General features: G+C 63.2%; 24 protein-coding genes. 14 read left to right on the forward strand and 10 right to left on the reverse strand.

Going from position 1 to position 22547, the window contains the following annotated elements; all coding sequences use genetic code 11:
• Positions 1-11: 11 nt before the first annotated feature.
• Positions 12-509 carry a hypothetical protein gene (locus AC1DV9_RS27975; protein ID WP_477951036.1) on the reverse strand — a complete coding sequence of 166 codons (498 nt, stop codon included), beginning with the start codon at positions 507-509 and terminating at the stop codon, positions 12-14.
• Positions 510-666: 157 nt separating this feature from the next.
• On the opposite strand from AC1DV9_RS27975, the gene AC1DV9_RS27980 reads away from it, so the two are divergent.
• Together AC1DV9_RS27980 and AC1DV9_RS27985 are read left to right on the forward strand one after the other, a co-directional pair.
• On the forward strand, positions 667-909 hold the full coding sequence (locus AC1DV9_RS27980; protein ID WP_112517246.1) for a type II toxin-antitoxin system VapB family antitoxin: 243 nt from the start codon (positions 667-669) through the stop codon (positions 907-909).
• 1 nt (position 910) lies between these two features.
• On the forward strand, positions 911-1309 hold the full coding sequence (locus AC1DV9_RS27985; RefSeq protein WP_477951038.1) for a type II toxin-antitoxin system VapC family toxin: 399 nt from the start codon (positions 911-913) through the stop codon (positions 1307-1309).
• A gap of 173 nt (positions 1310-1482) precedes the next feature.
• Here AC1DV9_RS27985 and AC1DV9_RS27990 read toward each other — a convergent pair whose 3' ends face one another.
• Positions 1483-3822, reverse strand: coding sequence for a glucose/quinate/shikimate family membrane-bound PQQ-dependent dehydrogenase (locus tag AC1DV9_RS27990; RefSeq protein ID WP_477951039.1), 2340 nt, complete (start codon positions 3820-3822; stop codon positions 1483-1485).
• A gap of 278 nt (positions 3823-4100) precedes the next feature.
• On the opposite strand from AC1DV9_RS27990, the gene AC1DV9_RS27995 reads away from it, so the two are divergent.
• The 3 genes from AC1DV9_RS27995 (at position 4101) to AC1DV9_RS28005 (ending at position 6486) form a co-directional block, all read left to right on the forward strand.
• On the forward strand, positions 4101-4502 hold the full coding sequence (locus tag AC1DV9_RS27995) for a hypothetical protein (RefSeq protein ID WP_477951041.1): 402 nt from the start codon (positions 4101-4103) through the stop codon (positions 4500-4502).
• A gap of 80 nt (positions 4503-4582) precedes the next feature.
• Positions 4583-5956, forward strand: coding sequence for a PepSY-associated TM helix domain-containing protein (locus AC1DV9_RS28000; protein WP_477951043.1), 1374 nt, complete (start codon positions 4583-4585; stop codon positions 5954-5956).
• An 11-nt stretch (positions 5957-5967) separates the two neighbouring features.
• The gene (locus tag AC1DV9_RS28005; protein WP_477951045.1) at positions 5968-6486 is read left to right on the forward strand and encodes a copper uptake system-associated protein; all 519 of its coding nucleotides are present in this window, start codon (positions 5968-5970) and stop codon (positions 6484-6486) included.
• Positions 6487-6616: 130 nt separating this feature from the next.
• On the opposite strand, the gene AC1DV9_RS28010 is transcribed toward AC1DV9_RS28005, so the two are convergent.
• Both AC1DV9_RS28010 and AC1DV9_RS28015 read right to left on the reverse strand, forming a co-directional pair.
• A complete protein-coding gene (locus AC1DV9_RS28010; protein ID WP_477951047.1) occupies positions 6617-8122 on the reverse strand; it encodes a protein adenylyltransferase SelO in 1506 nt (501 codons plus the stop codon).
• A gap of 54 nt (positions 8123-8176) precedes the next feature.
• Positions 8177-8704: a dihydrofolate reductase family protein gene (locus tag AC1DV9_RS28015; protein ID WP_477951049.1), complete on the reverse strand. Its 528-nt coding sequence runs from the start codon at positions 8702-8704 to the stop codon at positions 8177-8179.
• Positions 8705-8836: 132 nt separating this feature from the next.
• Between AC1DV9_RS28015 and AC1DV9_RS28020 the strand changes: the two genes are divergently transcribed.
• From AC1DV9_RS28020 to AC1DV9_RS28030, 3 genes are all read left to right on the forward strand, one after another.
• Positions 8837-9094, forward strand: a complete 258-nt coding sequence (locus AC1DV9_RS28020; RefSeq protein WP_477951051.1) for a ribbon-helix-helix domain-containing protein — start codon at positions 8837-8839, stop codon at positions 9092-9094.
• 3 nt (positions 9095-9097) lie between these two features.
• Positions 9098-9412: a type II toxin-antitoxin system RelE/ParE family toxin gene (locus tag AC1DV9_RS28025; RefSeq protein ID WP_477951052.1), complete on the forward strand. Its 315-nt coding sequence runs from the start codon at positions 9098-9100 to the stop codon at positions 9410-9412.
• Between the two features lie 162 nt (positions 9413-9574).
• Positions 9575-11026, forward strand: a complete 1452-nt coding sequence (locus AC1DV9_RS28030) for a DHA2 family efflux MFS transporter permease subunit (protein ID WP_477951054.1) — start codon at positions 9575-9577, stop codon at positions 11024-11026.
• Positions 11027-11065: 39 nt separating this feature from the next.
• On the opposite strand, the gene AC1DV9_RS28035 is transcribed toward AC1DV9_RS28030, so the two are convergent.
• Together AC1DV9_RS28035 and AC1DV9_RS28040 are read right to left on the reverse strand one after the other, a co-directional pair.
• Positions 11066-11260 carry a hypothetical protein gene (locus AC1DV9_RS28035; protein WP_477951056.1) on the reverse strand — a complete coding sequence of 65 codons (195 nt, stop codon included), beginning with the start codon at positions 11258-11260 and terminating at the stop codon, positions 11066-11068.
• 13 nt (positions 11261-11273) lie between these two features.
• A complete protein-coding gene (locus AC1DV9_RS28040; RefSeq protein WP_477951058.1) occupies positions 11274-12227 on the reverse strand; it encodes a homocysteine S-methyltransferase family protein in 954 nt (317 codons plus the stop codon).
• 224 nt (positions 12228-12451) lie between these two features.
• Between AC1DV9_RS28040 and AC1DV9_RS28045 the strand changes: the two genes are divergently transcribed.
• Together AC1DV9_RS28045 and AC1DV9_RS28050 are read left to right on the forward strand one after the other, a co-directional pair.
• Positions 12452-13084 carry a TetR/AcrR family transcriptional regulator gene (locus AC1DV9_RS28045; protein WP_477951059.1) on the forward strand — a complete coding sequence of 211 codons (633 nt, stop codon included), beginning with the start codon at positions 12452-12454 and terminating at the stop codon, positions 13082-13084.
• Between the two features lie 80 nt (positions 13085-13164).
• On the forward strand, positions 13165-14085 hold the full coding sequence (locus AC1DV9_RS28050) for an EamA family transporter (RefSeq protein ID WP_477951061.1): 921 nt from the start codon (positions 13165-13167) through the stop codon (positions 14083-14085).
• On the opposite strand, the gene AC1DV9_RS28055 is transcribed toward AC1DV9_RS28050, so the two are convergent.
• Entirely contained in the window at positions 14086-14664 is a 579-nt protein-coding gene (locus tag AC1DV9_RS28055) for a hypothetical protein (RefSeq protein WP_477951063.1), read from the reverse strand. It abuts the gene before it with no gap.
• A 137-nt stretch (positions 14665-14801) separates the two neighbouring features.
• Between AC1DV9_RS28055 and AC1DV9_RS28060 the strand changes: the two genes are divergently transcribed.
• The 3 genes from AC1DV9_RS28060 (at position 14802) to AC1DV9_RS28070 (ending at position 18161) form a co-directional block, all read left to right on the forward strand.
• Positions 14802-15563, forward strand: a complete 762-nt coding sequence (locus AC1DV9_RS28060; protein ID WP_477951065.1) for a sulfite exporter TauE/SafE family protein — start codon at positions 14802-14804, stop codon at positions 15561-15563.
• Between the two features lie 114 nt (positions 15564-15677).
• Positions 15678-16718, forward strand: coding sequence for a DUF1254 domain-containing protein (locus AC1DV9_RS28065; RefSeq protein WP_477951067.1), 1041 nt, complete (start codon positions 15678-15680; stop codon positions 16716-16718).
• A 30-nt stretch (positions 16719-16748) separates the two neighbouring features.
• Positions 16749-18161, forward strand: a complete 1413-nt coding sequence (locus AC1DV9_RS28070; protein WP_477951069.1) for a DUF1254 domain-containing protein — start codon at positions 16749-16751, stop codon at positions 18159-18161.
• A gap of 28 nt (positions 18162-18189) precedes the next feature.
• On the opposite strand, the gene AC1DV9_RS28075 is transcribed toward AC1DV9_RS28070, so the two are convergent.
• Positions 18190-18714: a DUF1697 domain-containing protein gene (locus AC1DV9_RS28075; RefSeq protein WP_477951071.1), complete on the reverse strand. Its 525-nt coding sequence runs from the start codon at positions 18712-18714 to the stop codon at positions 18190-18192.
• A gap of 203 nt (positions 18715-18917) precedes the next feature.
• Positions 18918-21026 carry a S9 family peptidase gene (locus AC1DV9_RS28080; RefSeq protein ID WP_477951073.1) on the reverse strand — a complete coding sequence of 703 codons (2109 nt, stop codon included), beginning with the start codon at positions 21024-21026 and terminating at the stop codon, positions 18918-18920.
• Between the two features lie 522 nt (positions 21027-21548).
• Between AC1DV9_RS28080 and AC1DV9_RS28085 the strand changes: the two genes are divergently transcribed.
• The gene (locus tag AC1DV9_RS28085; protein ID WP_112389857.1) at positions 21549-21938 is read left to right on the forward strand and encodes a DUF930 domain-containing protein; all 390 of its coding nucleotides are present in this window, start codon (positions 21549-21551) and stop codon (positions 21936-21938) included.
• Positions 21939-21961: 23 nt separating this feature from the next.
• Here the strand turns inward: AC1DV9_RS28085 and AC1DV9_RS28090 are convergent, their stop codons facing one another.
• A complete protein-coding gene (locus AC1DV9_RS28090; protein WP_477951075.1) occupies positions 21962-22405 on the reverse strand; it encodes an RrF2 family transcriptional regulator in 444 nt (147 codons plus the stop codon).
• Between the last annotated feature and the right edge of the window lie 142 nt (positions 22406-22547).

The raw sequence follows: 22547 nt of genomic DNA on the forward strand, positions 1-22547 counted from the left end.
GAAAGCGGCGCCTACTTGGTCTCGGAACCGCTCTCGGAGGCGCCCTGCGGCACGTCGGCCGCTGCCGTCTTGCCATCGTCGTCGATGCCCGTCAGCTGCTGCTTGATCGCATCGGCGATCTGCTTTTCGATCGCCGCCCGCGCATCCGGATCCATCCCCTTGAGGCTGTCCTCGCTGAGGCCCATCTGGTCGAGAATGCTCTTGCGGATCTTCTCCGCCGGCGTCATGTCGGCGTAATCGTGAAATTCCTTAAGCAGCGCATCGTGTTTCTGCTTGGCCTCGATATCGGCCTGGCTCTCTTCCTTGATCGTCGTATCCGGCGCGCTTTGCATCGACCACATGACGCTGGAGATCGACGGCGCCGTATAACTCGGCGCCATCCCGCCACCGGTCTCCCGCCCGCTGCTTTCCACCTGCAGCGGCGCACCCTGCTGCTGCTGCTTGGCGCGCTGGTCGCTGGAAAGATTATAGGGATTGAAAAGGCTTAGAACACTGCCACCGATTTCCATGAAAAGGACTCCCTTGAATATTGCGGGAACCATCGGTGCCGAAGCCTGCGCGAAGCTGGATCTGCTTATTTAAGGTTGTGCTGAAGGAGCGACTGAACAGGTCCGCTGACAAAGCGGGAGATGCATGGTATATCCCTGTAAGTGAAAGGGATATCCCATGGCGCTCTATGTGAAGGACGAAGAAGTCGGCCAGCTTGCCGAACGCTTGGCGGCGCTGAAGCGCAAGACAAAGACCGAGGCCGTCAGGCAGGCCCTGCTCAACGAGTTGGAGCGCGAGGGCGCAGTGCCATCACTGGTGGAGCAAGGGATGGAGTTTGCGCGAAAGCTCAAGGCGCGCGGCAATCCGCAGAAGGCGCTGCCTGCGGACAAGGCCTTCATCGACAGTCTCTACGAGGAATGACATGTTCGTCGATGCCTCGGCGTTGACCGCCATTCTGACCTCTGAAAACGATGCGGCCGAATTGCTCGCCCGCCTGCAATCTCATCGCCATCGGGTCACATCACCACTCGCCGTCTGGGAGACGACGATCGCGGTGGCGCGCGTCCTCGGCCTCGATGTCGAGGAGGCGCATGGGGCGGTCGAGGAATTTATGGACCTTGCCTCGATCGAGGTCATCGCCGTCGCGGCAGAAGCCCGCAATGCGGCGATCACTGCCTACGCGCGCTACGGCAAGTCACGTCATCCCGCAGCACTCAATTTCGGCGATTGCTTCGCCTACGCCTGCGCACGCCAGGAGCGGCTGCCATTGCTCTACAAGGGCGATGATTTCGCGCAGACGGATATTGAAGCTGTGCCCTGACCACTAGTTGATCTGAGTGCCCGCGGCCCCCTCATCCGACCCTTCGGGCCACCTTCTCCCCAAGGGGAGAAGGGATGCCAGAGCCGCGACGGTCAATTCCCCTCTCCCCAGCGGGGAGAGGGTAGGGTGAGGGGCTTCGGGCGCGACGGTTGCTTCAAGAGGCCGGGGCAAACCTACGGCAACGTATACCCGATCACATAATCCCCGGGCTTCGTGCCCACCGAGCCATGCCCGCCGGCGACCATAACCACATACTGCTTGTTCTCTGATGTCGTGTAGGTCATCGGCGTTGCTTGGCCACCCGCGGGCAGACGGGCCTGCCAGAGCTGTGCGCCGCTGGTGACGTCATAGGCGCGGAGATAGTTATCGACGGCGGCCCCCAGGAACGCCACGCCGCCCTTGGTCATCATCGGCCCGCCGATGCCGGGAACGCCGAGCTTGAAGGGCAGCGGCAGCGGCGTCATGTCGTGGACGGTGCCGTTCTTGTGCATGTAGGCGATCTTGCCGGTGCGCAGGTCGACACCCGCGACATAGCCCCATGGCGGCGCCTGGCAGGGGATGCCCAGCGGCCCGAGGAACGGGCCCATGAACACGCCGTAGGGCGCGCCGTCATTGCGGTTCAGGCCCTGCTCGCTGCCCTTTTCGTCCTGCCCCTTCGGCGGGATGTCGGCAGCCGGAACGAGCCTTGAGGTAAAGGCCAGATAGGTCGGCATGCCGAACAGGATCTGCCGTTCCGGATCGACCGCGACCGAGCCCCAGTTGAACGTGCCGAAATTGCCGGGATAGACGATCGTGCCTTCAAGTGACGGCGGCGTGTAGCGGCCTTCATACTTGTAGCGGTGGAACTCGATGCGGCAGGCCAGCTGATCGAACAGCGAGACGCCCCACATGTTCTTTTCCTGCAGCGGATCGGGCGAAAAGGTCAGGTCCGAGATCGGCTGCGTCGGCGCCGTCTTGTCCTCCGGGACCGCGCCGCCCGGTGCCGGAATCTCCTTGAAGGGGATGATCGCCTCGCCGGTGCGCCGGTCGAGCACGTAGAGATCGCCCTGCTTGGTCGGCGCCACCAGCGCCGGCACGAGGGAGCCATCAGGCTTGGTCATGTCGAACAGCACCGGCTGGGCCGGGACGTCCATGTCCCAGAGGTCGTGATGGACGAACTGCTGCACCCATTTCAGCTGCCCGCTATTGATGTCGAGCGCCACCACCGAGGAGGAGAATTTCTCGACATTGGCACTTCTGCCCATACCGAGCTGGTCGGGCACCTGGTTGCCGAGCGGGATGTAGACCATGCCGAGGCCCTCATCGACCGAGAGCACCGACCAGCTGTTCGGCGAATTCGTCGTATAGGTCTGCCCCTCGGGCAGCGGCGTGGTGACGTCAGGATTGCCGGAATCCCAGTTCCAGAGCAGGGCGCCGGTATTGATGTCGAAGGCGCGGATGACGCCCGACTGTTCCTGCGTCGAATAATTATCGTTCACCGCCCCGCCGATGATCAGCTTGTTGCCGACGGCAACGGGCGGCGACGTCGAATAGTAATAGCCGGCCGGATTGTATTTCATGCCGGTCTGCAGATGCAGCGTGCCCTTGTCGGCAAAACTCTCGCAGACTTTGCCGTTGGCGGCATCGAGCGCGATCAGCCGGGCATCGGAGGTCGGCAGATAGACGCGGTCGGCGCAGGGCTGGCCGGCGGCCGTGGCGGTGTCGTGATAGTAGGTCACACCGCGGCAGGTCTGGTGCTGGCGGTCGGGGTTCATGCCGGAATTGGCGTCGAACTTCCATTTCTCCTTGCCGGTCTTGGCATCGAGCGCGATCGCCCAGTTATGCGGCGTGCAGAGATAGAGCGTGTCGCCCACTTTCAGCGGCGTCACCTGATAGGTGGTCTCGCCGACATCGTCAGGCCGTTTCACGTCGCCGGTCTGGTATCGCCAGACCTCCTTCAGGTCCTTGACGTTGGTGGCATTGATCTGGTCGAGCGGCGAATAGCGCTGGCCGAAAGGCGTGCGGCCATATTGATGCCATTCGCCGTCAGGCACATCGCCGCCGAAGGGCGGAGCGGCCGCCACGACATCCTTCGGCAGGTCGCCCGTGAGATCGTGCGGATCGGTGGTCATCGAGTAACCGGCCACCAGGATGGCGATGATGACGGGGACGCCGAGCGGCCAGGGATTCGTGCTGTAGACGGCGCCGGTCGGGCTCTTGAAGCCGAGCGGACGGCGGATCCACGGCGTCAGCAGCCAGAGACCGAGCAGGATGATCAGCCCGCCGCGTGGCCCGAGCTGCCACCAGTCGAAGCCGACCTCCCAGACGGCCCAGATCAGCGCCGCAACGACGAGCGCCGCATAGACCCAGAGCGCCACCGGTTTGCGCATGAGGAGCAGCACGGCGGTGATGATGAACATCAACCCCGCGAACAGATAGAAGATGCTGCCGCCGAGGATGACGAGCCAGAGCCCGCCGCCGCCAAGCGCGAGGCCAATGAGAAGGAAGAGGATGGAGGTTATGGCAATCGCCATGAAGTGGTCTCCCGCTGAAAGCCGCGTCCGGGGGGCGGAGCGCGGGCAGGTTCCCGAGGGGGCTCGGGTCGAATGAGAAAGCGCTTACGGCCCGCTCCCAAGGGCGCCGCCACAAGCATTCTCAACCACATAGAGCGAGACCCCTGCCTTTCAACTGCCACAATTGCCGCAGTCTGCGCAGGGCAGCCATGCGCTGGGCGGGCTTCAACAGGCGACAATGTCGCATTGCGATTTCCAGATCGTGCCGCTATCAGAACCGGGCCCGAGGGCAGGGTCACATGAAGTATATCGGCAGCAGATTCGAGCAATGGGCGGTGCGCATTCTATGCGCCATCGCGCTCGTGTCCGTCGGCTTTGCCCATCAGGTGCCCGCCGCCGCGCCTTCCGGCCCCACCGACTATTCCGCCTATACACTGCCGGATGGAACGCTGCCGACGCTCTGCGTCACGGTTATCGATGAGACCGGCAAGAGCCAGCATGGCGCCGATCACAATCACGGCTGCGAAGCCTGCCGCATCAGTGCCACGGCGATGCTGCCGTCTCCGGCCGATCTGTCGGGTGCGCCGTTCGGCTATGCCGTTGCCGAAGCCACGCCGCTGCGCGCCGCCGTCTTCCACCGCGATCCGTTCCCGCCGAATACCGGGCCGAGAGCCCCGCCCGCAGATCCAGCGACTGCCTGAACCCGCGCCCGGTCACCCGGCCAGGCGTGCTTCGCTTTCGGCGGCGCCATTGACGCCAGCCTTGGATCTGGAACTGTCTCATGTCTTCAATCACCTCCACTGAAACTGTGGAGAGCGCCGAATCAGGCGTCTCGCTCTACCGCGCCATCTGGCGCTGGCACTTCTTCGCCGGCCTGCTCGCCGTTCCCTTCATGCTCAATCTGGCGATCACCGGTTCGCTCTATCTGTTCAAGGACGAGATCAACGATACGGTTTTCGCCTATCGCTATGACGTGACGCCTGCGGGTCAGCCGCTTGCGCCGCAGGCGCTGAGCGATATCGCCGCATCGGCCGTGCCCGGTTCGGTGGCAACCACCTATCGCGACCCGGCCACGCCCGAGCGCTCGGCCGTCGTCACCGTCGCCTCGGGCGATCAGTCGACACTGGTCTTCGTCGATCCCTATGACGGCAAGGTGCTGGACAAGGTCGACACGACGGAAGAGTTCAACACCGTCGTCAAGCACATCCACAGCCTGGCCTATTTCGGCGGCGCCGCCAACCGGCTGGTCGAGATCGCCGGCGGCTTTGCCATGGTGCTCGTGCTGACCGGCATCTATCTCTGGTGGCCGCGCCGCCAGACGGGCGGGGTGGTCAGCGTCCGCGGCACGCCTTCGCGCCGGGTCTTCTGGCGCGACCTGCATGCCGTCACCGGCGCCTTCGCCGGGCTGCTGATCTTCTTCCTGGCGGCAACGGGCATGCCCTGGTCCGGCTATTGGGGCGCCAACGTCCAGTCTTTCCTCGGCAGCCACGGCATGGGCTATCCGGTCCAGCTCTGGGACGACGTGCCAAAATCGGCGAAAGTGACCGAGGATATCCTGCCGAAGGTCGGCTGGACCGTCGAAAAGGCACCGGTGCCGCTGTCGGATATCGCTGCCGCGCAGTCAAAGCCGCCGATCGGCCTCGACCGCGCCGTCGAGATCGCCAAGGCGGCGGGTATGACGCCGGGCTTCGACATGGCGATCCCGTCGAGCGAGGCGGGCGTCTATACCGCCGCCATCTTCCCCGACGATCTCTCCCGCGAGCGCACCCTCCATATCGACCAATATTCCGGCAAGCCGCTGGTCGATATCAGCTATGGCGCCTATCCCTTCCTCGGCAAGGCGATCGAATGGGGCATCAATGTCCATCAGGGGCAGGAGTGGGGCCGCGTCAACCAGTTGCTGATGCTCGCCACGTGTCTCGCGATCATCCTTTCCTGCGTTACATCAGTCATCATGTGGTGGAAGCGCCGCCCGGCCGGCCGCGTCGGCGTGCCGCCGCTGCCGCCGCAGCGCTCTGTTTATATCGGCCTCTGGGTGATCGCCGTGATCTTCGGCATCGCCTTCCCGCTGACCGGCCTCGCGATGCTTTCGATGATCGCCTTCGACCAGCTCGTCATCCGCTTCGTGCCGCCGCTCCGGCGCGCCTTTTCGTGAAGGAGATCATCATGAAGCCAGTCTTGATCCTGATCACCGCCGCTCTTTCCCTGTCCGCGCCTATGGCGTCTCACGCTGCGATGATGCAGATGCCCGATGGCACGACGATGGACATGCCGATGGATCAACCGCCATCCGGCGATCCGCAGCAGTTGATCCCCGATGTGCTCAAAACCATGTTCGAAACCCCGGACAAGCCGCTCGCCATCGGCCCGCTCGCCGTCCACGGCCTCTGGGCGATCGCCGGCTGGCAACAGGACGGCCGCGGCGGCCGCATCCTCCTGCAGAACGGGGAACATGGCTGGCGTCCACTGCTGTGCAGCGGCGATGCGATCAAGGAGGCGGACGCGCTTGCGAGGGCCGGTGTTCCCGCCGATGTGGCAACGGCACTGGCAGCTGCGCTCAAGGATGCCGAAGCGCAATCAGACCCGAAAGCCCTGCAGGCCTTCGCCAGCTTCGAGGGAACGGTCACGCTTGGCGCGGCCGCAGCCTCGGTCGCACATGCAGGTCACGAGGGCCACGGCAAATAGGGTAGGTCAGAGCGCTTGTTGTCCCTTCTCCCACGGGGGTCCGAAGGACGGGTCGAGACCAGTGTCTCGACCCCGGTCAGGTGCCCGAAGGGCGGATGAGGGGGCTGCAAGCCGCAGCCTTACCGGAAGACTACGTCCCGCAAAACGTCTGCAGCACCCGCTCTTCCAGCTTCGGCGGCTCCATATAGGCCGCAAACCCCGGCTGATCCTCATACGGCTTGGCCAGCACTTGAAGCAGCGCCTCAAACAGCGAGAAATCCCCGTCGTCCATCGCGGCATTGATCGCCTGCTCGATCCGGTGATTGCGCGGAATGAAGGCTGGGTTGACCGAAAGCATCGCAGCACGCCGGGCCTCCGCCGTCTGCGGATCGCGGCTGAGCCTTTCGCGCCAGCTGACGAGCCAGCCCATCGCCTCGCCGATCCCGTCGAATGTCGAGAGAAACTCGCCTTCTTCAACATCGTCACCGGCAAGCGCCGAGAGGCGCCGGAAAGCCAGCGTGAAATCCGCCTGTCCGGCCTGCATCGCCGAAAGCAGCGCCTGGACCAGCGTCAGATCGCCGTCCTCTTCGGACACAAGCCCGATCTTCTTGCGCATGCCATCGAGCCAATGCGCCTGGAACCGCGCGCCATAACCCTTGATCACGGTATTGGCGAGATTCACCGCCTTGTCCTGATCCTCGTCGAAAAGCGGGATCAACGTCTCGCCGAGCCGCGCCAGGTTCCACTGGCCGATGCCCGGCTGGTTGGCATAGGCATAGCGGCCCTGCTGGTCGATCGAGGAGAATACCGTGCCGGGATCATAGGCATCCATGAAGGCGCAGGGCCCGAAATCGATCGTCTCGCCCGAAACCGTCATGTTGTCGGTATTCATCACCCCATGAATGAAGCCGACATGCAGCCAGCGGGCAATCAGCCCTGCCTGCCGCTCGGCAATCGCTTCGAAGAGTGCCAGATAGCGATTGTCCGCGCCGGCCACCTCCGGATAGTGCCGCTCGATCACATGGTCGGAAAGCGCCCTGACGCCATCGGTATCGCCGCGGGCGGCGAAGAACTGGAAGGTGCCGACGCGGATATGGCTCGCCGCTACCCGGGTAAACACCGCACCCGGCAGTACCCGCTCCCGATAGACGGGCTCGCCGGTCGAGACCGCGGCCAGCGCCCGCGTCGCCGGAATGCCGAGCGCATACATCGCCTCGCTGACGATATATTCGCGCAGCACCGGGCCGATCGCCGCGCGCCCATCGCCGCGGCGCGAAAACGGCGTCTGCCCCGCGCCCTTCAGCTGGATGTCGCGGCGCTTGCCGTTGCGGTCGACCACCTCGCCAAGCAGGATCGCCCGCCCGTCGCCGAGCTGCGGGTTGAACTGGCCGAACTGATGCCCGGAATAGGCCATCGCCAGCGGATCGGCGCCTTCAGGCACCAGATTGCCCGAAAAGATCGCCGCGCCATCCCGTTTCAGCACCTCGACATCGAGCCCGAGTTCCGCCGCCAGGGGCTCGTTGAGCTTGATCAGCCAGGGCTCGGCGGCCTGCGATGGCATCTGCCGCGCAAAGAAATGCGAAGGCAGCCGGGCATAGCTGTTGTCGAACGGAAATGCGGCGCCATCAGGCGCGGTCTTTGAAGGTGCGGAGCTCATGCTCAATAGGTAGGGCCGGGCCGGGGGAGGCGCAAGCTGCTTCTATTGTTGACGCTAGGCCGGAACATAGGTGAGCCGCACCACATCGCCAGCCATCCGCTCGTGGGCCACAAGCCTCAGCGGCGGCCGCGCCCCGGTAAAGAACGGCCGCCCATGCCCGAGCACGACCGGATGCACGTAGAGCCGGTATTCATCGATCAGCCCGCTTGCCGCAAGATTACCCGCCAGCATCGGCCCGGCGATCGTCATCTCCCCCTCACGCTCCGCCTTCAGCCCGGCGATCGTCGCCTCGACATTGCCGCTGACCAAAGTGGCATTCGGCCCGGCCTCCGTTAGCGACCGCGACACCACCCATTTCGGCAGCTTGCGCCATGCTGCCGCAAACGCCCGGTGCGCATCGTCCCAGCCTTCCTGATCCTCGTCCCAGTAGCGCATCAGCCCATACATCGTCCGCCCATAGACAGTGGCGCTCAGCCCCTCGGTCCGCTTCACCCAATGCTGAAACAACGGCTCCGGCGACATCCTGTCATGATCGACATAGCCGTCAATCGACTGGTTCATTTCAAAGACAAGCTTCGCCATGCTGAAAACCTCCACCTTGGGTGGAGTGTAGCGGGAAAGGGCGGTGGGTGGAATGCTGGGGCGAGGCGGCGGGCGGCTTGCAGCTTCTTATGCTATATTCTAGCCTACTGAGAGCAATCTTGAGGATAGGTGATGGAAACGCTAAGCGTGACTTTGCCCGACGAAGTGGTCGATGCGATCAAAGCACGCGTCGATGCGGGGACTTACGCTTCGACGAGCGAAGTCGTCGAGGAGGCAATGCGGGTTCTGCTTCGCGAGGAGGCCGAACACGAGGAGGCCATGGAATCCATCCGCGCCCGCGTTAAGGCATCATTGGATGATCCTCGCCCGGCCCTAAGCAGCGCCGAAATGCGGAAAGAACTCGATAGTCTTTTCGCAAAGTATCGCTGAGGCATGGAGCGCTATCCGGTCGTCTATCTCCAGACCGCGCTCGACGATATCGGATCGATTTTTCTCTACGTGATGGGAGAATCTGCCAGCTTTGCGGTTGCGGAGCGATATACGGAGCGGATTTACGCGCGCTGCGAGAAGATCGGCGATGCGCCGCACAGCGGCGTCCAGCGAAGCGACATCCGTGAAGGCTTTCGCATGACCGTGTTCGAGCGCCGGCTTATCATCATCTATCAGGTTGTGGACGGCGAGGTTCGCATCACCAACATCCTCTCCGGCACCCGCGACTACGCCGCCCTCATGCACCCTCCCAAGTAGCCATTCGGTTACTTCATGCCAGCATTGTCTAAAATGCATGCCTTTGCCACATTTGCGGGCGTATACACGGTGTTATCTCCCTTGTGGCATCATGCCATTTCACATCTGCGGCCCTGTCGTCCTTCCATGGCTTCGCCGCGCCATCGCGAGTGATCCCTGCTGATGCCGGATCAGATATTCCACCCCGTTCGCACCGAGCGGGCTGCCCCGAATTTTCGCACGATCGCGCTGATCGTCGCGAGTGCCATGCTGATGGAAAACGTCGATGCCACGGTGCTGGCAACGGCGCTGCCGACCATGGCGCGCGATTTCGGCGTCGATGCGCCGTCGATGAGCATCGCGCTCACCTCCTATCTGCTCAGCCTCGCCATCTTTATCCCCGCCAGCGGCCGCATGGCCGATCGCTTCGGCTCGCGCACCGTCTTCCGCTCGGCGATCGCCGTCTTCGTTGCCGGGTCGATCGCCTGCGCGCTGGCGCCGACGCTTTTCCTGCTGGTCGTTGCCCGCCTCATTCAGGGTGCCGGCGGCGCCATGATGATGCCGGTCGGCCGTCTCGTGCTGATGCGCAGCGTTGCCCGCAAGGACATGGTCAATGCCATGTCGTGGCTATTGATCCCGGCGCTGATCGGCCCGATCATCGGTCCGCCGCTCGGCGGCTTCATCGTAACCTATCTCGACTGGCGCTGGATCTTCTACATCAATGTGCCGATCGGCATCGTCGGCTTCATCCTCGTGTCGATCTTCATCGACGAGGTGAAGGGCAAGGCGATCGGCCCGTTCGATACGATCGGCTTCATCCTGTCAGGCATCTCGCTCGGCTCGCTGCTCTTCGGCTTCGAAATGTCGAGCCGTGAAGGCGAGGCCTCGATGGCGGTATTCCTGATTGCCATCGGCCTGCTGTTCGGCATCGGCTATCTCCGCCATGCCCGCAAGCACCCGTCGCCGATCATGGATTTCTCGCTGATGAAGGTCCCGACCTTCGGCACCTCGGTCATCGCAGGGTCGCTGACGCGCATCACGCAAGGGGCGCAGCCCTTCCTGCTGCCGCTGCTCTTCCAGGTCGGTTTCGGCATGTCGGCGGCCACAGCCGGCCAGATCGTCATCGCCACAGCGATCGGTTCGATGGCGATGAAGCCGCTGTCGGGTCCGGTCTTCCGCCGCCTCGGCTTCCGCAATAGCCTGATCATCAACGGCCTGCTCGGCACGCTGGGCTACGGCCTCTGTGCCGCCTTCAGCCCGGCATGGCCCGTCGGCGTCATGTTCGCGGTGCTGACGCTCAGCGCCTTCTTCCTGTCGTTCCAGTTCATGGCCTACAATACGATCGCCTATGACGAGATCAGCCACGAGCGCATGAGCTCGGCCACCAGCTTCTACACCACCTTCCAGCAGCTGATGCTGTCGCTCGGCATCTGCATTGGCGCCCTGGCGCTGCATGCCTCGATGACCGCGACAGGCAGCGAGCAACCGAAGCTGCACGATTTCTCCGCCGCCTTCATCGTCGTCACCATCATCTCGCTCGCCGCCACCGTCTGGAACCTGCGCTTCACGCCGAATGCCGGTTCGGAGATCAGCGGCCACCGGCGCAAGGATGCGGTGGCGAGCGCCGAGCACTAGGCAATTCCGGGTGCCATCCGCACCCGGAGTCTCGTTCCTCTATTCGCAGCCCGAGCGCCGCCCATGCGGGCCGATGCCGATATCGCGGAGCAGGTGGCTGTCGAGGGCCTCGAAAGGCGTCAGCCCGGCATCGGCGAATTGCCGTGCCTTGCTCCTGGTCTTCGGCCAGACGGGGTGGTGCAGGATCATCCGCAGCAGCCGCTTCGGCCGCAGCTTCTTGCGCAGCGTCGTCATCGCGTTACCCTCCTTACGCACTCATTGCCTGCGGCAGGCAGGCCTCGCAGATCGCCGCCACATGCCGGTGGTCGGTGCCGCAACAGCCACCGAGCACCTTCAGCTGCGGCATGGCAGACAGGAGCAGCCGGTAGCGCCGTCCGAGATCGGCGGGATCGCCGGCATCCAGCGTCTCGCTGCCATCGAGTTCCGCGTGGCTCATGGTGGAGGCATTGGCGCGGATGCAGCCGATCCGCTTTGCCCAGGCGCTGCCGGGATCGAGCGCCGCCTCGAAATGCAGGGGATGGGCGCAGTTGATCATGTAATAGGCCGGCGCCCCATCGGTTGCCGCATCGGCCGTTTCGATCGCCTCCTGAATGCTCTTTCCTGTCACCAGCCGCCCGTCGGTCTCGACGGTGAAGGAGATCGCCGACGGCATCCCGTGTGCCTTGGCGGCCCGGATGATGCCGATCGCCTCGTCGATATTGGTCAGCGTGAACGCGCTCACCATGTCGGCCTCGGTTCCGGCGAAGGCCGAGATCTGCTCGCTGTGATAATCCTCCGCTTCGGCGGCGCTCATTGCGCCGGCCTTGTAGCCGTCGCCGCGCGGGCCGATCGAGCCGCTGAGCACGACAGGCAGGTTCGGCCGCTGGTAATCCTTGCGCAATGCAACGACCAGCGCCATCGCCGCCTCGTTGGCAGCTTTCAGCCCGGCGCTGGAATAGCCGAGCTTCCCGCCCCAGTCGCGATTGGCCCGCCATGTCGCGCTGTCGAGCACGAAGCCGGTGCCGTGGCGCCGGGCAAGATCGAGATAGCGCCGGTAGTAATGGCGCAGCTTGCTGCGGCCGGCCTCGGTCGCCAGGAGCACGAAGGCTGCGAAATGCGGCAGCTCCACGCCCTCGTGGAAGATCAGCGTCGTCTCCAGCCCGCCATCGGTAATGTAGGCACCGCCGCCAAGCTGCGGCAGTTTCCGTCTGTATTGTGCCATTGAAAAACCACCCCTGCACAGGCCGGCGCCACCTTATCGGGTGTCCGGCAGATAGATTTCTCGCGCTTAATCGCATGCGAAACTAGACGACTTGCGGTATACTTCCCGCGGGCCGGGAATATTGCCTATTGAAATCATGATCTTGCTTGCGCTTTTGAAGGCGTGGCCGCAGCCGCGAGATGGCTTCGGCAACTGAAAACTGTACCGGCGGTACAGGAGGGAGCATGAAAAAGGGCGCCGAAACACGCACGCGCATTCTCGATGTCGCTGAAGCCGCCGTGCTGCAGAAGGGTTTCGGCGGCACCTCGATCGAGGAGCTGATCGCCGAGACCGGCATCACCAAGAGCGGTTTCTTCTACCATTTCCGCGACAAGAACGAGCTCGCGAAGGCGCTGCTCAACCGCTACATCGAAAACGACGAGCGCATCTATGACGAGATCTTCAGCCGCGCCCGTGACCTCACCGACGATCCGCTGCAGTCATTCCTGCTCGGCCTGAAGCTGCTCTCCGAACTGCTGGCCGATCTGCCAAACGGTCATCCCGGCTGCCTCGTCGCCACTGTCTGCTATTACGAGCGCATCTTCGACCGCGAGATACAGGAGACCAACCGCAACGCCGTGCTCGCCTGGCGCCGCCGCTTCGGCCGGATGTTTGCGGAGATCATGGCGGTCTATACGCCCCGTGAACCGCTGGAGGTCGATCAGCTGGCCGACATGGTTTCCACCGTGCTGGAAGGCGGCATCGTGCTGTCCAAGGCGCTGAAGGAGCCGAACAGCCTCGCCGAACAGATCCTCGTGCTGCGCTCCTTCGTCAAGTTGCTGTTCCAGCCCCAACCGGGCGCTACCTACCGGCAGTGATGCTGCGGGCAAGCGGTCTCCCGGTCCATTGACAGCGCACCGGTCGCACGCCAAGGATGAGCTCTCTCCCGGAGCTATTGATGCTGATTTCCGAAGCCCTTGCCCTTGGTTCCGCGACGTGTATCGCGCTGAGCTCGATGTTCATCAACGAGCTGAACGGCCGGGTGCCGCTGATGCAGCTCGCCCGCTGGCAGCTGACCGCAGCGTTCCTGATGACGGCAACAGCAGCCACGGTCGCCGGTGGCTGGGCGACGCTGGGCGGCTGGCAGTTTATGGCGCTTACCGCATCCGGCGTTTTCGGCATCGCGATTGCCAGCACCACCTATTTCGCGGCCATCTATACCGCCGGTCCACGGGTGACGGCGCTGCTGTTTTCGCTGACCTCGCCCTTTGCGCTCGCCATGGGATATGTCGCGCTCGGCGAAACGATCAGCCTGCTGCAGGCAACTGGCGTCGTGCTGATCCTGACCGGCATCTTGATCGCCATCGCCGCGCGCCGCCGGCGGCCGCCGCCGATGATTCCGCTGGCCGATGGTGAGCCGATCGAGGCACCAGCACCGCAGGAGCGCACGTCACTGACAGGCATCGTGCTTGGTGTCATCACTGCCTTCGGCCAGGCGCTCGGCAGCCTTTTCGCTCGTCCGGCCATGGCAGCCGGCGTCGAGCCCTTTGCGGCAATGGCCGTGCGCGCAGGCATCGCCGTCATCTTCTTCTGGGCGTTGCTCGCCCTGCCGGTCATCCGCCGCCAGTCCGGCGCGCTGCGCAGGAAGGATGTGTCCCTTGCTGTTGTTTCCGCCTTCTTCGGTACCGCGCTCGGCATGTCGCTGCTGCTTGCAGCCCTGAAGACCGGCAGCGTCGGTATCGTCTCGACGCTGTCGTCGATGACGCCGATCGTCATCCTGCCGATGGTGTGGCTCCGAAGCGGAAAGATGCCGCATGCCTATGCCTGGGCGGGGGCCGCCATGGCGATCGCCGGGACGGCGCTCGTCAGCCTCGGATAGTCACGAATCCGGTATCAGCGGATCCTCCACCAGATAGAATTCCGCCACCGGCGTCACGTCGGTGACAAAGAAGCCGAAGCCGGTCGCAACGCCGGGGTCGGAATGGCCGTCATCGAAGCGCAGCCGGTCGAAGCTTTCGAACTGGTTCTGGAAACGCGCGTAGCGGTCGGAGGAGAAGAAATCCGGATTGGGATTGGTCTGGCCGAAGGACAGGCCGTCGTAGAAATCGCTCGGCTTGCCGCGGATCTCCTCGAGTTCGAATTCGAAGCCGATCCAGGCAAGCTTGCTCTGGTTCACCGCCGAGATCTTCATGTGGAACGAGTTCTGCCGCAGCGTATCGAGACTGGCGGCATTGGCGGCGCGGATCACCAGCGTCACCGGCTCGGTCGAAATGAGCGCCTCGGTGATCTCGATCGGATCGGCGCGTGTGCCCTTTCCCTTGATCGACAGGATCCGGAAGCCGCCGAGCTCGTCTGAAAAGGAGAAGTCGCCGGCATACCAGCGGCCGTCGTCGGCCGGACCGGCGCTGACGAGCGCCAGTGAAAGCAGCGCAGCCAGGATCCGCCAGTGACGCCCCATCGCTCTCTCCTGAGGCGATTATCGCATTGACGCGGCAAATCTCAAAATCATCGTCGGGGCGAACCGCCGGGCGTCAAGGACGGCTTGGCGCCGGAGCCGGAGGCGGCTAGCAAGGGCAGGGGGATGGGGAGCCGCCGATGAGCCTGGAAATCGCAATTCTGTTGTTTGCCGCGGGCATTGCCGGTGGTGTCATCAATGCGCTGGCGGGTGGCGCCACGCTCTTGACCTTTCCGGCAATGCTGGCCTCGGGCCTGCCGCCGGTCACCGCCAACGCCTCCAATGCCGTCGCCATCGTCCCAGGCCATCTGCTTGCGGTGCTTGCCGATCACAAGAAACTGCGGCCGATCGATCTCAAGCTCGGCCTCTCGGTCCTGGTCTGCCTCATCGGCGGCATTCTTGGCGCGCTGCTGCTGCTCGCGCTCCCGGAGCGGCTCTTCGTGCTGCCGGTGCCGGCGCTGATCTGCGCCGCCACGCTGCTTTTCCTGTTTTCACCGCGCATCGCGGCCTGGGCCGAAAGGCGCCGCGGCGGCAGCGAGCCGTCACAGCTCGCCGGCTCCACGGTGCTGGCATTCGCGTCGATCTATGGCGGCTTCTTCGGCGCCGGTCTCGGCGTCATCCTGACGGCAGTGCTGGCGATCGGCGACCCCGATGACATCCGCCGCGTCAAGGCGCTGAAGAACCTGCTCGCCACCGCCGTCAGCATCGCCGCCGTGACGATCTTCATCCTGCAGGGCGCCGTCCGCTGGCCGCAGACACTGACGATGCTCTTTGGCGCGTTGTTCGGCGGCTATCTCGGCGGCTACCTGGTCCGCATCTTGCCGGGATCCGTTGTCCGGTGGTTTGTGATCGTCACGGGCGCCCTCATGACGGTGGTCTATGCCGTGAAATACTGGATGTAAGCGGCTGGCTCATCGCCGTAAATACCGCTCCATTTACGCCCGTGTTACTGTAACGTACTTACCGCCGCACCGGCTTTGCGGAAGGGTGCATTTCCACCATTCAGGAGATGCGCGATGCCTGGACAAACCTTCCTGCAATTGAGACCGTTTGTGTCTGCCGCCGCCGTGGCACTGGCCGTCGTCGCCGTGCCGCATCCGGCCTTTGCCGCCGAAGCCGTCACGGTGGACAATTTCGTCAGGGCCGAAAGCGACCTCTATTTCAACAACATCGTCAAGGATGGCGGTTTCGGCAAGCTGATCCACCGCCGCGAACCGGCCGATATCGACAAGCAGACAGTGATCCGTCTGAACCGCGATACGCTCTATACCTCGGCGGTCTTCGATCTCGACGCCGGGCCGGTGACCATCACCCTGCCGGATGCCGGCGGGCGCTTCATGTCGCTCTTTGCCGTCAGCGAGGACCACTATATTCCGGTCGTCTCCTACCAGGGCGCCAGCACCTTCACCAAGGAGCAGGTCGGCACCCGCTATGTGATCGCCGGCATCCGGACCTTCGTCAATCCGGCCGACCCCAAGGATGTCGAAGCTGTCCACGCGCTGCAGGATGCGATCAAGGCCGAGCAGCCGGGCGGCCCCGGCAAGTTCTCGATCCCGCAATGGGATCCGGTGAGCCAGAAGAAGGTGCGCGACGCGCTGCTGGTGCTGGCATCGACAATGCCCAATTTCAACAAGGCGTTCGGTGCCAAGGACGCGGTCGATCCCATCCGCCATCTGGTGGCCAGCGCCGCTGCCTGGGGCGGCAATCCCGACAAGGACGCCACCTATCTCAACATCACGCCGCCGAAGAATGACGGCAAGACTGTCTATAAACTCACCGTCAAGGACGTTCCCGTCGACGGCTTCTGGTCGGTCAGCCTCTATGACGCCAAGGGCTACTACAAGAAGAACAAATACGGCGCCTATGCGCTGAACGACGTAACCGCGAAGAAGAGTGCCGATGGTTCGATCGCCATCCAGTTCGGCGGCTGCGACGGCAAGATCGAAAACTGCCTGCCGACGACGCCAGGCTGGAACTACACCGTCCGGCTCTACCGCCCGCAACAGGCGATCCTTGACGGATCATGGACATTTCCCGAGCCGCAGCCGGTGAAGTGACTGTTCCGCAAAAAAAAGGGGGAGGGTGTCATGCATCTGACAAAACGTGAATTCACCAAGGGCATGGTTGCGGCCGCAGGGCTCGCGGGTCTCGGACCGGCCACTGCATTGGCCGCCGAAGTCAGCGCCGCTGAAGCCCGCGCCATCGCCAAGGAGGCCTATATCTACGGCTTCCCGATGGTCGACAGCTACCGCATCCAACATGCCTATTTCGTCGATACCAAAAATCCGGAATACAAGGGGCCGTGGAACCAGCTGGTCAATATTCCGCGGGTCTACACCCCTGCCGACACCGCGGTGCAGACGCCGAATTCCGATACGCCCTATTCGATGCTTGGCCTGGACCTTCGCGCCGAGCCGATGGTGCTGACCGTGCCGCCGATCGAAAAGGACCGCTATTTCAGCATCCAGCTGATCGATGCCTATACCTTCAATTTCGACTATATCGGCAGCCGCGCCACCGGAAATGGCGGCGGCAGCTTCCTGATCGCCGGGCCGGACTGGAAGGGCGAGACGCCGAAGGGCATCGATAAGGTGATGCGCTCGGAAACCCAGCTGCTGCTGGCCGTCTACCGCACGCAGCTTTTCAATCCCGGCGATCTCGACAACGTCAAGAAGATCCAGGCGGCCTACAAGGCGGAGCCGCTGTCGAAATTCCTCGGCAAACCGGCACCCGCCGCAGCACCGGCCATCGACTTTGCCAAGCCGCTCACCCCCGATGGCGAGAAGACCTCGCTCACGTTCTTCACCATCCTCAATTTCATCCTGCAGTTCTGCCCCGCCGATCCGTCCGAAACGGCGCTGATGCAGCGCTTTGCAAGCATCGGCATCGGTGGCGGCAAGCCGTTCGACCCGGCGAAGCTGACGCCGGACATGAAAACGGCCTTCGAGCAGGGCAGGGCCGACGCCTGGGCGGATATCGAGGGCTTGCGCAGACGCTTCGATACCGGCGAAGTCACCTCGGGCGACGTGTTCGGCACCCGCGCCTACCTGAAGAACAACTATCTCTACCGGATGACGGCAGCTGTTCTCGGCATCTACGGCAACTCCAAACAGGAAGCCATCTACCCGGCCTACGCCGTCGATGCCGAAGGCAACAAGCTCGACGGCGCCAACAAATACACCGTGCGTTTCGCCAAAGGCGAACTGCCGCCGGTCAACGCCTTCTGGTCGCTGACCATGTACAAGCTGCCCGAAAGCCTGCTCGTCGCCAATCCGATCGACCGCTACCTGTTGAATTCGCCGATGATGCCGGATTTCGTCAAGGATGCCGATGGCGGGCTGACCTTCTACGTCCAGAATGAATCCCCCGGCAAGGACAAGGAACCGAACTGGCTGCCGGCACCCAAGGGTCCCTTCGTGATCGCGACGCGGCTCTACTGGCCGAAGCCGGAGGCGCTGGACGGAAAGTGGAAACAGCCGCCGATGACCAAGGTGACCTAAGCGCGGGTGGCGGTTCAGGCATTCGAGCTTAGCCCCGATCGTTCATCTCAGCCGCCATCTCCACGAGCTTGCGCACCGTGTTGATATTGCGCGAGGTTCCGGCCTTCAGTGCCGGAAGCTTGAGCTTCGATTTCCCTGATCCGATAGGGTAGTGCACATAGATCTCGTGGCCGGAGATCACCGCCTCTTCACCGTCAGGCGCCACCATGCTTTCGAGCGCGTCCCGGGGCGCGGCTTCGGCAAGGAAATGCACCACCACGAAGCTCGGCTTGGCATCCGGGAAGGGCGCGTTCTCCGCGATCGCTGCCATTTCCTTGCGGCTGCGGATCATTACGCCGGGTTTCTTGCCGAGCCGCTTGCCCAGTGCCTCGTCGAGTTTCTCGCCCGCGGCCTTTTCGCTGTCAGCGGAGCGGAAGACGACATTGCCGCTCTGGATATAGGTTTTCACATCCTCGAAACCCAGCCCCTCGCAGATCGCCTTCAGCTCCGCCATCGGCAAGGCGCCGGTGCCCCCGACATTGATGGCGCGGAGGAGGGCGATGTAGACGGGCATGGGTTTTCTCCCTCGTGAATGCTGCGGCCCGGCCAGCCCCCCTCTGCCCTGCCGGGCATCTCCCCCACAGGTGGGGAGATTGGCTGGGGGCGGCCGCTCGTTCCAACTTCTATTGTTTGGGGAGATGCCAGCCACGGGTCGATCTCCCCCCTTGTGGGGGAGATGCCCGGCAGGGCAGAGGGAGGTAACCCACCCTCCGACGCCTACATCTTCCGCGCAACCTTGATCGCAAACGCATACTCGAACGCGATCTCCTCCAGCCGCTGGAACCGCCCGGACGCCCCGCCATGCCCGGCATCCATATTGGTCTTCATCAGGATCGGCGCGTCGCCCGTCGTCTTCTCACGCAGCTTCGCCACCCATTTCGCCGGTTCCCAATAGGTCACCCGCGGGTCCGTCAACCCGCCGAGTGCCAGCAGCGGCGGGTAGGCTTTCTCGCCGACATTGTCGTAGGGCGAATAGGCGGCGATCTGCTCGTATTCTTCCTGGCTGTCGATCGGGTTGCCCCATTCCGGCCATTCCGGCGGCGTCAGCGGCAGCGTGTCGTCGAGCATGGTGTTCAGCACATCGACAAAGGGAACGGCGGCGATGATGCCGGCGAATTTTTCCGGCGCCATGTTGGCGATCGCCCCCATCAACATGCCGCCCGCAGAGCCGCCCTCGGCGATGATGTTCGTGTAGGACGTGAACTTCTGTTGATTCAAATAGTCGGCGGCGGCGATGAAGTCCTTGAACGTATTGGTCTTCTTTTCCATCTTGCCGTCTTCGTACCAGGCAAAGCCCTTGTCCTTGCCGCCGCGGATATGGGCGATGGCATAGACGAAGCCTCGGTCGGCGAGCGACAGGCAATTGGTGTTGAACCCCGCCGGAATGGTGATGCCATAGGCGCCGTAGCCATAGAGCAGGCAGGGTGCCGAGCCGTCGAGCGCGGTGTCCCTGCGGTAGAGCAGTGTCACCGGCACCGTCTCGCCATCCCAGGCGGGTGCGAAGACACGGCGGGTGACGTAATCATCAGGGTTATGGCCCGACGGCACTTCCTGGGTTTTGAGCAGCGTGCGCTCGCGCGTCACCATATTGTAGTCGTAGAGCTGGCTCGGCGTCGTCATCGACGAATAGGAGAAGCGGATGACATCGGTGTCATATTCGGCAGCGCCCGACAGACCCAGCGAATAGGCTTCCTCGGCAAAGGCGATCGCATGTTCCTCGCCGGTCTTGCGGTCGCGGATCATGATCTGCGGCAGGCCATCCTTGCGCTCCAGCCAGAGCAGATGGCGGGCATAGGCCATGTGGTTGATGATGAGCGTGCCCGGCTTGTGCGGCACCACTTCGCGCCAGTTGTCCTTGCCGGGCGCATTCACAGGCGCCTCGACGATCTTGAAATCCTTGGCATCGCCGTCATTGGTCAGGATGTAGAAGACGTCGCCGCCCTCGGTCAGCGTATATTCGATGCCTTCCTCGCGCTCGGCTACGATGACAGGCTCCGCCGTCAGGTCCTTGGTGGATAGCAACCGGTATTCGGATGTCTCGTGGTCGTGGATGTCGATATAGATGAAGTCGTCGAGCAGCGAGCCGCCGACGCCCATGAAGAAGCCAGCATCCGGCTCCTCATAGACCAGCCGGTCGTTGCTCTGCGGCGTGCCGATGATATGGTGATAGACCTTCGAGGGGCGATGGTTTTCGTCCAGCGCCGAATAGAAGAAGCTCTTGCCATCGGGCGCCCAGACGCCGCCGCCGCCGGTATTCTCGATCACATCGGAGAGGTCTTCGCCGGTCGAGAGATCGCGCACCTTCAGCGTGAAGAATTCCGAACCCTTGTCGTCATAGCCCCAGATGCCGCGATTGTGATCGGTGGAGTGATCGAGGCCGCCGAGGCGGAAATAGCTCTTGCCGGCCGCTTCCTTGTCGCCGTCGAGCAGCACGGTGCGGATCGTCTCGTCCTTGGTGTCGCTGTCGCGCGGAATGCGGAAATAGCGCGGCTGTTCGCCGCCGGTGACGAAGAAGGTGCCATAGGCATAGGCGCCATCCTTCATCGGCACCGAGCTGTCGTCTTCCTTGATGCGGCCGCGCATCTCGGCAAACAGGGTCTTCTGCAACGGCTTGGTATCTTCCATTGCCGCGTTCATATAGGCGTTCTCGGCCTCAAGATGCGAACGGATCTCGGGGTCGAGGATCGAGGGATCCTTGAACATCGCCTGCCAGTTGTCGGCGCGCAGCCAGGCGTAATCGTCTGTCCTGGTGATGCCGTGGCGCGTATCGGAAAGCGGCTTCTTGGCAGCAGCGGGCGGGGTCGGCAGGTTCTTGAAAACGGACAAATGAAAAGCTCCGGATCGGTATTGCGGTGGGGAAGAGATAGAGGTGCTGCGGGACGCAATCAAGCGCCGCGCAAGCCGTCGTGGATAAGCTGCGGCTAAATCGAAGTGTTCCTCACGTTGCCTTGATGTCACCACATTGTTTAAGAAAGTCCGGGAGAGCCTTTCCGGGTTCTATTGCATCATTCTGTTGGCTCAAACGGAGTCGGATGGTCGGTCGGCTGGCGCGCGTCGTAGCCCAGTCCTACGGCCAAGCCAGCCGGCCGATCAGGCGGCCCGTTTCAGCCGACCCGGAGGGCCGGGCATCCTTCCGCCAGGATCAAAGGCGATCGGCTCGGACTTACCTAGGGGTATGCCCTTCGCCAATCGCCTTTGCCCTGTCGAAAACCTGCTCCGGCAGAATGATGCAATAGAACCCGGAAAGGCTCTTACATCGCGCGGAACCTGCGCCTTGCCAGATGGAGATGACGGGGGCGTCTGGCTGAGGCTTGTTCCGGATTGAGCAGATAGAGGGATTATTCCTACATGCCGAAATGCCTGGTCCTGTCCGTATCGCTTCTCAGCCTTGCCTCCTCCGCCTATGCCGTCGATCCTGCCATCAAGAAGCAGCTTGAAAAGCTCGATCCGGCCACCCGCCTCGAACAGAGCTGCGATACCGAGGCGATGAGCCGCATCAACAAGGACAAGACCGGCTTCAACCCCGACAAGGTGATCGCCTACACCTTCAAGGATCCGGTTCCGAGCGACGACCGCCTGGTGGCGCCCGGCGCCGTTTTCCGCAGCAAGGGCGTCTGGTACCATCTCTCCTACACCTGCATCACCGGCCCGCAGCACATCAATGTCCGCGAACTTCAGTACGAGATCGGCGACAAGGTGCCGAAGGAGAGCTGGACGAAGTATTACCTCTACGATTGAGGCCTTTCGGCTTGATCGGTTGATCAGGCGAGCTTCGGCGGCACCTTGCCTTGGTCGATGATCGCCATATCGGCGATCTGCCGCAGCGTCGTCGCTGCATATCTCTCCAGAAGCTCTTTCTCGGCCGCCGCATGCGCCATCTGTAGCACGGAATTGGAGGCTCGCTCGACAGGGCAGGAGGGGTGATCGCGCGAGAGCGGCGCGGGCAGGATCGCGCCCTCGTTCAGCGCCCGCTGGATATCCAGCACCGTCACCTCGTCGAGTGACCTGACCAGCTTCCAGCCGCCGCCACGCCCGCCTTCCGATTCCACGATCCCATGGTCGCGCAGCGCCCCCAGCGTCCGGCGCACGACGACCGGATTGGTGTTCAGCATCTGGCTGATCCGTTCCGACGTCTCCCGGCCGCCAAGCAGGCCCATATGCACCAGCACATGCAGCATCCGGGCAAGCCGGCCATCGGTCTTCATCGCGAACCTTTCCGCAACAATTATTGTTACGCTATCTTGACGGTGTCGGTTATCTGTAACAGATATTGCTACGGATAAAAGGAGCACGCATGCTGCGCCGCCAGTTTCTACTCGCCGCACCGGCTCTGGTTATCTCAGTTTC

This window comes from Rhizobium sp. 01L410, assembly GCF_056400165.1.

Excerpts from the sequence above, each read along its gene's own strand:
- AC1DV9_RS28090 (WP_477951075.1), bottom strand. The coding sequence starts at position 22,405 with ATGAAGACCGATGGCCGGCTTGCCCGGATGCTGCATGTGCTGGTGCAT.
- AC1DV9_RS28060 (WP_477951065.1), top strand. The coding sequence starts at position 14,802 with ATGAGCCTGGAAATCGCAATTCTGTTGTTTGCCGCGGGCATTGCCGGT.
- AC1DV9_RS28005 (WP_477951045.1), top strand. The coding sequence starts at position 5,968 with ATGAAGCCAGTCTTGATCCTGATCACCGCCGCTCTTTCCCTGTCCGCG.
- AC1DV9_RS28030 (WP_477951054.1), top strand. The coding sequence starts at position 9,575 with ATGCCGGATCAGATATTCCACCCCGTTCGCACCGAGCGGGCTGCCCCG.
- AC1DV9_RS28035 (WP_477951056.1), bottom strand. The coding sequence starts at position 11,260 with ATGACGACGCTGCGCAAGAAGCTGCGGCCGAAGCGGCTGCTGCGGATG.
- AC1DV9_RS28045 (WP_477951059.1), top strand. The coding sequence starts at position 12,452 with ATGAAAAAGGGCGCCGAAACACGCACGCGCATTCTCGATGTCGCTGAA.
- AC1DV9_RS28040 (WP_477951058.1), bottom strand. The coding sequence starts at position 12,227 with ATGGCACAATACAGACGGAAACTGCCGCAGCTTGGCGGCGGTGCCTAC.
- AC1DV9_RS28050 (WP_477951061.1), top strand. The coding sequence starts at position 13,165 with ATGCTGATTTCCGAAGCCCTTGCCCTTGGTTCCGCGACGTGTATCGCG.
- AC1DV9_RS27990 (WP_477951039.1), bottom strand. The coding sequence starts at position 3,822 with ATGGCGATTGCCATAACCTCCATCCTCTTCCTTCTCATTGGCCTCGCG.
- AC1DV9_RS28025 (WP_477951052.1), top strand. The coding sequence starts at position 9,098 with ATGGAGCGCTATCCGGTCGTCTATCTCCAGACCGCGCTCGACGATATC.
- AC1DV9_RS28085 (WP_112389857.1), top strand. The coding sequence starts at position 21,549 with ATGCCGAAATGCCTGGTCCTGTCCGTATCGCTTCTCAGCCTTGCCTCC.
- AC1DV9_RS28055 (WP_477951063.1), bottom strand. The coding sequence starts at position 14,664 with ATGGGGCGTCACTGGCGGATCCTGGCTGCGCTGCTTTCACTGGCGCTC.
- AC1DV9_RS28020 (WP_477951051.1), top strand. The coding sequence starts at position 8,837 with ATGGAAACGCTAAGCGTGACTTTGCCCGACGAAGTGGTCGATGCGATC.
- AC1DV9_RS27980 (WP_112517246.1), top strand. The coding sequence starts at position 667 with ATGGCGCTCTATGTGAAGGACGAAGAAGTCGGCCAGCTTGCCGAACGC.
- AC1DV9_RS27995 (WP_477951041.1), top strand. The coding sequence starts at position 4,101 with ATGAAGTATATCGGCAGCAGATTCGAGCAATGGGCGGTGCGCATTCTA.
- AC1DV9_RS28075 (WP_477951071.1), bottom strand. The coding sequence starts at position 18,714 with ATGCCCGTCTACATCGCCCTCCTCCGCGCCATCAATGTCGGGGGCACC.
- AC1DV9_RS28000 (WP_477951043.1), top strand. The coding sequence starts at position 4,583 with ATGTCTTCAATCACCTCCACTGAAACTGTGGAGAGCGCCGAATCAGGC.
- AC1DV9_RS27975 (WP_477951036.1), bottom strand. The coding sequence starts at position 509 with ATGGAAATCGGTGGCAGTGTTCTAAGCCTTTTCAATCCCTATAATCTT.
- AC1DV9_RS28015 (WP_477951049.1), bottom strand. The coding sequence starts at position 8,704 with ATGGCGAAGCTTGTCTTTGAAATGAACCAGTCGATTGACGGCTATGTC.
- AC1DV9_RS27985 (WP_477951038.1), top strand. The coding sequence starts at position 911 with ATGTTCGTCGATGCCTCGGCGTTGACCGCCATTCTGACCTCTGAAAAC.
- AC1DV9_RS28010 (WP_477951047.1), bottom strand. The coding sequence starts at position 8,122 with ATGAGCTCCGCACCTTCAAAGACCGCGCCTGATGGCGCCGCATTTCCG.
- AC1DV9_RS28070 (WP_477951069.1), top strand. The coding sequence starts at position 16,749 with ATGCATCTGACAAAACGTGAATTCACCAAGGGCATGGTTGCGGCCGCA.
- AC1DV9_RS28065 (WP_477951067.1), top strand. The coding sequence starts at position 15,678 with ATGCCTGGACAAACCTTCCTGCAATTGAGACCGTTTGTGTCTGCCGCC.